We start from the raw sequence: 10,260 nt of genomic DNA, 5'->3' as shown, positions 1-10,260 counted from the left end.
CGCCGAGCGGCCGGCCTATGCCGCGCTCGATCTCGGCACCAACAACTGCCGCCTGCTCGTCGCCGTGCCCGAGCGGCCCGGCCAGTTCCGCGTCGTCGACGCCTTCTCGCGCATCGTGCGCCTCGGCGAGGGGCTGACGGCGAGCGGCCGGCTCGGCGAGCCGGCCATGCAGCGCGCCGTCGAGGCGCTCGGCGTGTGCGCCGGAAAGCTCGGCGCCCGCCGCCTGCGCCGCACCCGGCTGATCGCCACCGAAGCCTGCCGCGCGGCGGCCAACGGGGCGGAGTTCCTCGCCCGCGTCGAGGCGCAGACCGGCCTGGCGCTCGAGGTCATCGACCGCCGCACCGAGGCGCGGCTCGCCGTGTCGGGCTGCGGCTCGCTGGTCGAGCGCGGCACGGAGGGCGTGGTGCTGTTCGACATCGGCGGCGGCTCGTCCGAGATCGCGCTGATCGACCTGTCGGGCCGCCGCACGCCGCGGCTGGCCGACCACATCGTCTCGTGGACCTCGCTGCCGGTCGGCGTCGTCTCGCTGGCCGAGCGCTTCGGCGGCCGCCACGTCACGCCCGAGCTGTTCGAGGCGATGGTCGCCGACGTGTCTGCGCTGCTCGCCGGCTTCGAGGGGCGCGACCGGCTCGACCACGTCGCCGGTGGCGGCCGCTTCCACCTGCTCGGCACCTCCGGCACGGTGACCACGCTGGCCGGCGTCCATCTCGGCCTGCCGCGCTACGACCGGCGCCGCGTCGACGGCCTGTGGATGGACCGCGCCGCCGTCGACCGGATGATCGCCACGCTGCTCGGCTGGGATTTCGACCGGCGCCGCGCCAATCCGTGCATCGGCGCCGACCGGGCCGACCTCGTGCTGGCCGGCTGCGCCATCCTGGAGGCGATCCGCCGGCTGTGGCCGAGCGAGCGGCTGCGCGTCGCCGATCGCGGCCTGCGCGAGGGCATGCTGACCGAGATGATGGCGCTCGACGGCGCCTGGCGCAGGAGCCGGCGGCGCCGGCAGCCGGCATCGTGAGCCCGTCCGGCAAGGGCGGCGGGCGCGGCGGCCGCTCGCTCAACACCCGGCTGCGCAAGCGCCACGGCCTGAAGGAATCGTCGCGCCGCTGGCTCGAGCGCCACATGAACGACCCCTATGTGCAGCGCGCCCGCGCGGCCGGCCTGCGCTCGCGCGCCGCCTTCAAGCTCATCGAGATCGACGACCGGCACAAGATCCTCACGCCCGGCAGCCGCGTCATCGACCTCGGCGCCGCACCCGGCGGCTGGTGCCAGGTGGCGGCCGAGCGCACCGGCTCGGCCGGCGACGCGCCGCACGTGGTGGGCATCGACTACCTGCCGGTCGATCCGGTGCCGGGCGCGCTGATCCTCGAGATGGACTTCCTCGACGACGCCGCGCCGGCGCGCCTGATGGAGGCGCTCGACGGCCCGCCCGACGTGGTGCTGTCCGACATGGCCGCGCCGACCACCGGCCACCGCCGCACCGACCATCTGCGCACCATGCATCTGTGCGAGGCGGCGGCCGAGTTCGCCGTCGCGGTGCTGGCGCCGGGCGGCCACTTCCTGGCCAAGACCTTCCAGGGCGGCACCGAGGCGGCGCTGCTCGACCGGCTGAAGCGCGCCTTCCGCTCCGTCCACCATGTCAAGCCGCCGGCCAGCCGCGACGAATCGGCCGAGCTCTATCTGCTCGCCAAGGGCTTCAGGGGTCGCCCCGACGGCGGGGACTGAGCCGGCCGCAACCGGCCGGCACTGCCGTCGTCTCCGCTGCGTGGACGCTGTGTTCGCCGCCGCGGGCGGCGGTGCGGCGGCCGCGCGCCTTGCCTTCCGCCCCGCCTGGCCCAGGTCTGTCGCAGGGGTGAACACCGCGACAGGAGACAGCCACGATGACTGCCAGCACCGACCGACGTTCGCTTTTCAAGCTCGGGCTCGCCGGCGCCGCCGCCACGCTCGCCGCGCCGCAGATCATGACGCGCGCCGCCAGCGCCCAGCAGGCCGCCGCGCCGCTCGCATCCGATGCCTTCAGCCGCTTCACGCTGGGCGACTTCGAGATCACCGTGGTCAATGACGGCGCCCGCACGGTGCCCGAGCCGCAGTCGATCTTCGGCACCGACCAGTCGGCCGAGACGGTCGGCGCGCTGCTTGAGGACAATTTCCTGCCGGCCGAGCGCATGCAGCTCGGCTTCGCGCCGACCGCCGTGCGCACGGGCTCGGAGGTCGTGCTGTTCGACACCGGCAACGGCGAGGGCGGCCGCGAGGGCGGCGTCGGGCGCACGCGCGAGCGCCTCGCCGGCGCCGGCATCGCGCCGGAGGACGTCACGCTGGTCGTGCTGACCCACTTCCACCCCGACCACATCGGCGGCATGACGGAGGGCGGCGAGCCGGCCTTCCCGAACGCGCGCTACGCCGCCGGGCGCGCCGAGTACGACTTCTGGCTCGACGCGGCGCGCGCCGGCACGCCGGCCGAGAACGGCCACCAGCTCGCCAAGCAGACGGTCGAGCCGTTCGCCGAGGCGATGACCTTCGTCGAGGACGGCGGCACGGTGCTCCCCGGCATCACCGCGATGGCCGCCTTCGGCCACACGCCGGGTCACATGATCTTCATGCTGGAATCGGGCGGCCGGCCTCTGCTCCTGACCGCCGACACGGCCAACCACTTCGTCCTGTCGCTGCAGCGCCCCGACTGGGAGGTGCGCTTCGACATGGACAAGGCGGCCGCCGCCGCCACGCGCAAGCGCGTCTTCGACATGGTGGCCGCCGAGCGCATGCCCTTCATCGGCTACCATATGCCGTTCCCGGCGGCCGGCTACATCGAGACGCTCGACACCGGCTACCGCTTCGTGCCCGAGAGCTACCAGTTCGATCTGTAGCCCGGCCGCGGGCACGGCCGGGACGCGCGGCGTTTGCTCGTCGCGTCTTCCCATGCGGGTGAAGACATGGTAGCGACCCGTGCCAATCTGCAAAGGGACGGCGGCACGAGTCGGCGGCGGCGCGAGGCGCGGGCGGCACGGGGCCGGCTTTCCCGAATCCTGGGGTTGGCCATGGCGAAAATCATTGAATCGGCGACCGGCACGCTGGCGCTCACCTTCGACGACGTGCTGCTGCAGCCCGGCCACTCCGAGGTGATGCCGGGCCAGACCGACGTGCGCACGCGCATCGCCGGCGACGTCGACCTCAACATCCCCATCCTGTCGGCGGCCATGGACACCGTCACCGAGGCGCGGCTGGCGATCGCCGTCGCCCAGGCCGGCGGCATCGGCGTCATCCACCGCAACCTGACGCCGGCCGAGCAGGCCGAGGAGGTGCGCCAGGTCAAGAAGTTCGAGTCCGGCATGGTGGTCAACCCCGTCACCATCGGTCCCGACGCCACGCTGTCGGACGCCTATGCGCTGATGCGCGCGCACGGCATCTCCGGCATCCCGGTGGTCGAGAACGCCGGCGCCGGCGGCCAGCGGACCGGCCGGCTGGTCGGCATCCTGACCAACCGCGACGTGCGCTTCGCCTCCGATCCCGGCCAGCGCGTCAGCGAGCTGATGACGCACCAGAACCTCGTCACCGTGCGCGAGGGCGTCGACCAGGAGGAGGCCAAGCGGCTGCTGCACCAGCACCGCATCGAGAAGCTCCTGGTCGTCGACGACGCCGGCAACTGCGTCGGCCTCGTCACCGTCAAGGACATCGAGAAGTCGCAGCTCAACCCGAACGCCAGCAAGGACGCGCACGGCCGGCTGCGCGTCGCCGCCGCCACAACGGTGGGCGAGGACGGCCACGAGCGCGCCGAGCGGCTGATCGACGCGGGCGTCGACATCCTGGTCATCGACACCGCACACGGCCATTCGCAGCGCGTCATCGACGCGGTCGGCCGGGCCAAGAAGCTGTCCAACGCGGTGCGCATCATCGCCGGCAACGTGGCGACCGCCGAGGGCACGCGCGCGCTGGTCGATGCCGGCGCGGACGCCGTCAAGATCGGCATCGGTCCGGGCTCGATCTGCACCACCCGCGTGGTGGCCGGTGTCGGCGTGCCGCAGCTCTCCGCCATCATGGCGGCGGCCGAGGCGGCCGACAGATCGGGCGTGACGGTGATCGCCGACGGCGGCATCAAATATTCCGGCGACCTGGCCAAGGCGCTGGCCGCCGGCGCCGGCGCGGCGATGATCGGCTCGCTGCTGGCCGGCACGGACGAGAGCCCGGGCGAGGTCTATCTGCACCAGGGCCGCTCCTACAAGGCCTATCGCGGCATGGGGTCGGTCGGCGCGATGGCGCGCGGCTCGGCCGACCGCTACTTCCAGGCCGAGGTGCGCGACACGCTGAAGCTGGTGCCCGAGGGGATCGAGGGCCAGGTGCCCTACAAGGGACCGGCCTCCGGCGTGCTGCACCAGCTCGTCGGCGGGCTGAAGGCGGCGATGGGCTATGTCGGCGCGCGCGACCTGAAGAGCTTCCGCGACAAGGCGACCTTCGTGCGCGTGTCGCCGGCCGGCCTGCGCGAGAGCCATCCGCACGACGTCACCATCACCCGCGAGAGCCCCAACTATCCCGGCAACTGACGGCCCCCGCGGCCGGCCGCACAACGCGAGGCGCCATGTCCCAGACCGCCATCTTCTGGCCGATGCTCGTCCAGGTCGCCCTCGTCTACGGCGTCTATGCGCTGGTCTCGCAGCGCCGCATCGCGGCGGTGAAGGCCGGCCGCGCCCGCGCCGCCCAGTTCCGCGACAACCGTGACGAGCCGGACGAGAGCCTGTTCGCCGTCAACAACCTGAAGAACCAGTTCGAGCTGCCGGTGCTGTTCTACGCGCTGTGCCTGGCGCTCTACGTCACCGGCGGCGTCACGATCCTCACCCTGACGCTCGCCTGGCTCTTCGTGGTCGCACGGCTGGCGCACGCCTGGGTGCATGTGACGAGCAACCGCCTGCAGGCGCGCCGGCCGATCTTCGTCGCCGGCTTCCTGGCGCTCGGCGCGGGCTGGCTCGTTTTCGCCGTCCAGCTCCTGTTGCAGTAGGCGCCGCCGGTCGGCGGCCGGTCGTCGCGTCGCCGATGCGCGGCCCGGTCGGCGGATGCCGGTTGGCCGCGCATGCGCCCGGGTGCGCCGCTCAGCCCGCGCCGGCCGGCGTCAGCCGGAGCAGGCGGCCGCCGTCACCGTCCTCCAGCACCCAGACGGCGCCGGCCGGACCCTGCTCGACCTCGCGGATGCGCGCGCCCATGTCGAAGCGCTCGATCTCGGCGGCCATCGTGCCGTCGTCCTGCTCGCCGAGATCGATGCGGACCAGCGCCCGGCTCGACAGGCCGCCGGTCAGCGCGTTGCCCTGCCAGTCGGCGAACATGTCGCCGGAATAGATGACGAGGCCGGCCGGCGAGATCACCGGCGTCCAGGAGGCTTCCGGCGCGGCGAACTCCGGCCGCGTCGCATGGTCGGGGATGTCGGCGCCGCTGTAGTTGCGGCCGTTCGAGACGACCGGCCAGCCATAGTTCTCGCCGGCCTCGATCAGGTTGATCTCGTCGCCGCCGCGCGGCCCCATCTCGATCGCCCACAGCCGGTCCTCGGCGTCGAAGGCGATGCCCAGCATGTTGCGGTGGCCGACCGACCAGAACGAGCGGGCGAGCTCGCCCGCATCCTGGAACGGGTTGTCGTCCGGTACGCTGCCGTCGGGGTCGAGCCGGATGATCTTGCCGAGCGCCTGCTGCATGTCCTGCGCCGGCGTCTGCTTCTGCCGGTCGCCGGAGGTGATGAACAGCGCCTCGCCGTCCGGCGCGAAGGCGAGGCGGTGCGAGTAGTGGCCGCTGCCGCTCACCTTGGGCTGCTGGCGCCAGACCACCTCCAGGTTCTCCAGCGCCGGCGAGCCGTCGCCGCGCGCCAGCGTGGCGCGCGCCACGGCCGCGCCGCGCGTGCCGCCCTCGCCGGGCTCGGCATAGGACAGGTAGACGACGTCGTTCTCGACGAAGTCGGGATGCGGCACCACGTCGCCGAGCCCGCCCTGGCCGCCATAGGCGACCTCGGGCACGCCCGAAACGGCGGTCTTCTCGCCGTCCTGCGTGACGAGCTGGAGCGTGCCCGGCTTCTCGGTCACCAGAAGCGCGCCGTCGGGCAGGAAGGTCATCGCCCACGGCTCCTGGAACGCGGCCACCGGCGTGGCGGAAAGGGTGCGTTCGTTGCTCTCGACGGTGAAGGACGACTGTGCCGCGGCCGGGACGGTCGGCAGGGCGAGCGCGGCAAGCGTGACGGCGGCGATGCGCATGGAAGGCCTCCTCGGGTGCTGCATGGGCGATCGATCGGATCGATCAGGCTAAATAGGGCGGGAGCGCGGCCGTTCCTTCACGCCTGCGTGAGCGGCCCGGCGGCCGCCGGCGCCGGCGCGTTCACCGCGCGGATCACCTCGGCGAGCACCCGGCATTCGTCCTGGCGCGGCCCGTTCCTGCGCCAGGCGAGACAGATGGTGCGCGCCGGCTGCGGCTCGGCGAACGGCACGACCTTGATGCCGGCGGTGGCGCCGGCGCCGGCCACGGCCATCTCCGGAATCAGCGTCACGCCCATGCCGTGCGCCACCATCTGCAACAGCGTCGTCAGGCTGGTGGCGCCGTAGCGCGCCATCGTCACCGGCTTGATGCGGCCGCACACCGCCAGCGCCTGCTCGCGCAGGCAGTGGCCTTCCTCGAGCAGCATGAGGCGCTCCAGCGCCGGGCTTTCCGGCGGCACGGGCGGCGAGGCGAAGCCCGGGTCGCCGGGCGGCACGGCGAGCAGAAAGCGGTCGGTGAACAGCGGCTCGGCGATCAGGCTCTGGTGCTCGACCGGCATCGCCGCCACGAAGGCGTCGATGCCGCCGGTCACCGCCGCCTCGGCGAGCACGTCGGTCACCGCCTCGCGCAGCTCCGTCTGCAGTTCGGGAAACCGGCGGCGCAACTCCGGCAGCACGCGCGGCAGGAGATAGGGCGCCACGGTGGGAATGATGCCGAGCCGGAAGCGGCCCTCCATGGCGCGCCGGCCGCGCCGCGCGACCGCCTCCAGCTCGCGCGCCTCGGCGAGCAGGCGCTCGACGCGCGGCAGGATGGCGCGGCCTTCCTCGGTCAGGCCGACGGCGCGCCGGCCGCGCTCGAACAGCGGACAGCCGAGCCGTTCCTCCATTTCGGCGATCTGCGCCGAGAGCGCCGGCTGGCTGACGCCGGCCAGCCGCGCGGCGCGGCCGAAATGGCCCGCCTCGGCGAGCGCCTGGAAATATTCGAGCTGCCGGATCGTCAGCCGTATCATAGGAGCAGATTATCGAAGACAACAGAAAACACAATTGGTGATTATCGCACTTTCCGGCTAGTCTGGAATCGTTCTAGACGGTGGCGCGGTACGCCGCCGCGCGACCGGATACCGGTCGGCGCGGCGCAGGCCGCGGGCTCGCGGCCGCCACCGTCGCCGCGCCAGCCGGCATCCCTTGCGAGACCCCGACGGCGTCGCGCCGTCGGCGGGAGATCGCCGAACACGATCGGAGAGAGAGACATGGACGCACGAACTGACGAGAACCGGGGCGGTTGCCCGTTCGGCCATGGCCGCCGCAGCCGCCGCAATCGCGACTGGTGGCCGGAGATGCTCGACGTCGACGTGCTGCATCGCAATTCCGAGCTGTCCGATCCGATGGGCAAGGATTTCGACTACGCCGAGGCGTTCGAGAGCCTCGACCTTGATGCCGTGATCAAGGACCTGCACGCCGTGATGACGGATTCGAAGGACTGGTGGCCGGCCGATTTCGGCCATTACGGCGGCCTGATGATCCGCATGGCGTGGCACAGCGCCGGCACCTACCGCATCACCGACGGGCGCGGCGGCGCCGGCGCCGGCCAGCAGCGCTTCGCGCCGCTCAACTCGTGGCCGGACAATGCCAACCTCGACAAGGCGCGCCGTCTGCTGTGGCCGATCAAGCAGAAATACGGCCGCAAGATCTCCTGGGCCGACCTGATGATCCTGGCCGGCAACGTCGCGCTGGAATCGATGGGCTTCAAGACCTTCGGTTTCGCCGGCGGCCGCAAGGACGTGTGGGAGCCCGAGGAGCTCTACTGGGGCCCCGAGGGCACCTGGCTCGGCGACGAGCGCTACAGCGGCGAGCGCCAGCTCGAGGAGCCGCTGGCCGCCGTGCAGATGGGCCTGATCTACGTCAACCCGGAAGGCCCCAACGGTGAGCCCGACCCGGTGGCCGCCGCCAAGGACATCCGCGAGACCTTCTACCGCATGGCGATGAACGACGAGGAGACCGTCGCGCTGATCGCCGGCGGCCACACCTTCGGCAAGACGCACGGCGCCGGCGATCCGTCGCTGCTCGGTCCCGACCCGGAAGGTGCGGCGATCGAGGACCAGGGGCTGGGCTGGAAGAGCGGCCACGGCACCGGCTTCGGCGCCGACGCCATCACCGGCGGCCCGGAGGTCACCTGGTCGCAGGAGCCGACCCGCTGGACCAACCACTTCTTCGACAACCTGTTCAAGTACGAGTGGGAGCTGGAGAAGAGCCCGGCCGGCGCCTGGCAGTGGCGGGCGAAGGACGCCGAGCCGTCCGTGCCCGACGCGCACGACCCGTCGAAGAAGCACGTGCCGACCATGCTGACCACCGACCTGTCGCTGCGCTTCGACCCGCAATACGAGAAGATCTCGCGGCGCTTCTACGAGAACCCGGACGAGTTCGCCGACGCCTTCGCGCGCGCCTGGTTCAAGCTCACGCACCGCGACATGGGCCCGCTCGCCCGTTACCGCGGTCCGCTGGTGCCCGACGAGACGCTGATCTGGCAGGACCCGATCCCGGCGGTCGACCACGAGCTGGTCAGCGAGCAGGACATCGCCACGCTGAAGGCGAAGATCCTCGACAGCGGCCTGACGGTCTCCGAGCTGGTCTCGGCCGCCTGGGCCTCGGCCTCGACCTTCCGCGGCTCCGACAAGCGCGGCGGCGCCAACGGCGCGCGCGTCCGGCTGGCGCCGCAGAAGGACTGGCAGGTCAACGACCCGGCCCAGCTCGAAAAGGTGCTCGGCAAGCTGGAGGAGATCCAGAAGGCCTACAACGACGCCCAGACCGGCGACCGCAAGGTCTCGCTCGCCGACCTGATCGTGCTCGGCGGCGCGGCGGCGGTCGAGAAGGCGGCCCGCGACGCCGGCGTCGAGGTCGCCGTGCCCTTCACGCCCGGCCGCATGGACGCCTCGGCGGAGCAGACCGACGTGGAATCCTTCGCCGCGCTGGAGCCGCGCGCCGACGGCTTCCGCAACTATCTGAGCGGCGAGCAGTTCATGGTGCCCGAGGAGGCGCTGGTCGACCGGGCGCAGCTGCTGACGCTGACGGCGCCGGAGATGACGGTGCTGCTCGGCGGCCTGCGCGTGCTCGGCGCCAACGCGGGCGGCTCCGATCTCGGCGTCTTCACCGACCGGGTCGGCACGCTGACGAACGACTTCTTCGTCAACCTGCTGACCATGGAGACGCAGTGGCAGCCCGCCGCCGACGGCACCTATGAGGGCCGCGACCGCACCACCAACGCGCTGAAGTGGCGGGCGACGCGGGTCGACCTGATCTTCGGCTCGCATTCCCAGCTTCGCGCGCTGGGCGAGGTCTATGCCTGCGCCGACAGCCACGAGAAGTTCGTCAAGGACTTCGTCGCGGCCTGGACCAAGGTGATGAACGCCGACCGCTTCGACCTGCAGGCGTAGGGCACGGCGACCGGAGCGGCCGCACGGGCGGGCCGCTTCCCGGCAAGCGGAAGACGACGGGGCGCGGAGCGATCCGCGCCCTTTCGCATTGCCGCGCGGCATCGCCTGGCGCCGCGGTGCGGCCGATCGTGCGGGCAGACCGGGACGGCATGCGAAAACCGCTTCACAGGTTTCCCCGTCATGGTCTAGACCGGCCTGCCCCGGGTCATCGGGTCAGGGCAGTCGTTTTTCCTTGCGCATGATCGCATCCGCGGGCCGGCGACCGGCCGGCGGGATCATGCGCCCGCGCCCGCACGTGCGGGCGAAACCACGGGTATCGCACATGCGTCTTGGCGGGCGGCTTGCCGCGGCAATCGACATTCTCGACGACATCGAGCGGCGCCACCGGCCGGCCGCCGAGGCGCTGAAGGACTGGGGGCTGTCGCACCGCTTCGCCGGCTCGGCCGACCGGGCGGCGATCGGCAACATCGTCTACGACGCGCTGCGCCGGCGCCGCTCGGCGGCCTGGCTGCTCGACGCCGACACGCCGCGCGCGCTGGCGCTCGGCGCGCTGGGGCGCGAGTGGGCGATGGACGGCGCGGCGATCGCCGCCGCGCTCGACGGCGACCGCTTCG

The 10,260-nt window shown here is 72.4% G+C and carries 8 protein-coding genes and 1 pseudogene; 7 read left to right on the top strand and 2 right to left on the bottom strand.

The features are described 5' to 3' along the window. The 5 genes from N1F89_RS19565 to N1F89_RS19545 all read left to right on the top strand — a co-directional run. On the top strand, positions 1-1,015 hold a 1,015-nt coding region (locus N1F89_RS19565), incomplete at its 5' end, for a Ppx/GppA phosphatase family protein (RefSeq protein WP_290086121.1). Continuing rightward, positions 1,012-1,722 (top strand): RlmE family RNA methyltransferase, encoded by a 711-nt coding sequence (locus N1F89_RS19560; RefSeq protein WP_290086120.1) that lies wholly within the window; start codon positions 1,012-1,014, stop codon positions 1,720-1,722. The genes N1F89_RS19565 and N1F89_RS19560, both read left to right, overlap by 4 nt. Before the next feature lie 236 nt (positions 1,723-1,958). Continuing rightward, on the top strand, positions 1,959-2,861 hold the full coding sequence (locus N1F89_RS19555; protein ID WP_290086122.1) for an MBL fold metallo-hydrolase: 903 nt from the start codon (positions 1,959-1,961) through the stop codon (positions 2,859-2,861). Positions 2,862-3,032: 171 nt separating this feature from the next. Continuing rightward, complete coding sequence (guaB, locus tag N1F89_RS19550; protein WP_290086119.1) at positions 3,033-4,532, top strand: IMP dehydrogenase; 1,500 nt, start codon at positions 3,033-3,035, stop codon at positions 4,530-4,532. Between the two features lie 35 nt (positions 4,533-4,567). Next, positions 4,568-4,984, top strand: coding sequence for an MAPEG family protein (locus N1F89_RS19545; protein ID WP_290086118.1), 417 nt, complete (start codon positions 4,568-4,570; stop codon positions 4,982-4,984). Positions 4,985-5,075: 91 nt separating this feature from the next. Here N1F89_RS19545 and N1F89_RS19540 read toward each other — a convergent pair whose 3' ends face one another. Both N1F89_RS19540 and N1F89_RS19535 read right to left on the bottom strand, forming a co-directional pair. Then, positions 5,076-6,218 carry a PQQ-dependent sugar dehydrogenase gene (locus N1F89_RS19540; protein WP_290086117.1) on the bottom strand — a complete coding sequence of 381 codons (1,143 nt, stop codon included), beginning with the start codon at positions 6,216-6,218 and terminating at the stop codon, positions 5,076-5,078. 77 nt (positions 6,219-6,295) lie between these two features. Continuing rightward, positions 6,296-7,225 carry a hydrogen peroxide-inducible genes activator gene (locus N1F89_RS19535; protein WP_290086116.1) on the bottom strand — a complete coding sequence of 310 codons (930 nt, stop codon included), beginning with the start codon at positions 7,223-7,225 and terminating at the stop codon, positions 6,296-6,298. 240 nt (positions 7,226-7,465) lie between these two features. On the opposite strand from N1F89_RS19535, the gene katG reads away from it, so the two are divergent. Both katG and N1F89_RS19525 read left to right on the top strand, forming a co-directional pair. After that, positions 7,466-9,646, top strand: coding sequence for a catalase/peroxidase HPI (katG, locus tag N1F89_RS19530; protein ID WP_290086115.1), 2,181 nt, complete (start codon positions 7,466-7,468; stop codon positions 9,644-9,646). Between the two features lie 322 nt (positions 9,647-9,968). Next, a pseudogene (locus N1F89_RS19525) lies at positions 9,969-10,260 on the top strand (MFS transporter); the annotation flags it as partial.

Origin of the sequence: Aquibium sp. A9E412, from assembly GCF_030398335.1 — a bacterium.
Taxonomy (GTDB): Bacteria; Pseudomonadota; Alphaproteobacteria; order Rhizobiales; family Rhizobiaceae; genus A9E412.
The sequence above is the reverse complement of the archived record's forward strand: the minus strand, read 5'-3'. Positions and strand labels throughout refer to the sequence as shown.

Coding starts and splice junctions, on each gene's coding strand:
- N1F89_RS19545 (WP_290086118.1), top strand. CDS start 4,568: ATGTCCCAGACCGCCATCTTCTGGCCGATGCTCGTCCAGGTCGCCCTC.
- N1F89_RS19535 (WP_290086116.1), bottom strand. CDS start 7,225: ATGATACGGCTGACGATCCGGCAGCTCGAATATTTCCAGGCGCTCGCC.
- katG (WP_290086115.1), top strand. CDS start 7,466: ATGGACGCACGAACTGACGAGAACCGGGGCGGTTGCCCGTTCGGCCAT.
- N1F89_RS19540 (WP_290086117.1), bottom strand. CDS start 6,218: ATGCGCATCGCCGCCGTCACGCTTGCCGCGCTCGCCCTGCCGACCGTC.
- guaB (WP_290086119.1), top strand. CDS start 3,033: ATGGCGAAAATCATTGAATCGGCGACCGGCACGCTGGCGCTCACCTTC.
- N1F89_RS19555 (WP_290086122.1), top strand. CDS start 1,959: ATGACGCGCGCCGCCAGCGCCCAGCAGGCCGCCGCGCCGCTCGCATCC.